Genomic DNA, 255 nt, shown 5'->3' with positions numbered 1-255 from the left:
CTTGGCGCACTGTCGCGCTCAACTGTTCTGATCGGTGCGGCGGCTTGTTGTGCGCAACCGGACAACAAAGCCATGCCCGCCATACTGACTGCTAAAACATACATACGCGTGGATGTCATAACGTTCTACCTGATACTAGTCAAACTGATTGCCCATCCGAAACAAACGGTGGTGCTCGCGAATCGCGTAACGATCCGTCATCCCTGCGATGTAATCGGCAATCGCACGTGCCTGAGCCGCGGCATCCTCATGCCG

General features: G+C 55.3%; 1 protein-coding gene. It reads right to left on the bottom strand.

Translation table 11 applies throughout. From position 1 onward, the window contains the following. Positions 1-135 precede the first annotated feature (135 nt). Positions 136-255, bottom strand: a 120-nt coding sequence (locus tag QWY30_RS16010; RefSeq protein ID WP_290242673.1) for a hypothetical protein, incomplete at its 5' end; no start/stop codon positions are given.

Source organism: Zwartia panacis (assembly GCF_030410395.1).
In the GTDB taxonomy this organism is placed as follows: Bacteria; Pseudomonadota; Gammaproteobacteria; order Burkholderiales; family Burkholderiaceae_B; genus Zwartia; species Zwartia panacis.
This window is presented reverse-complemented; position numbering and strand designations above follow the sequence as displayed.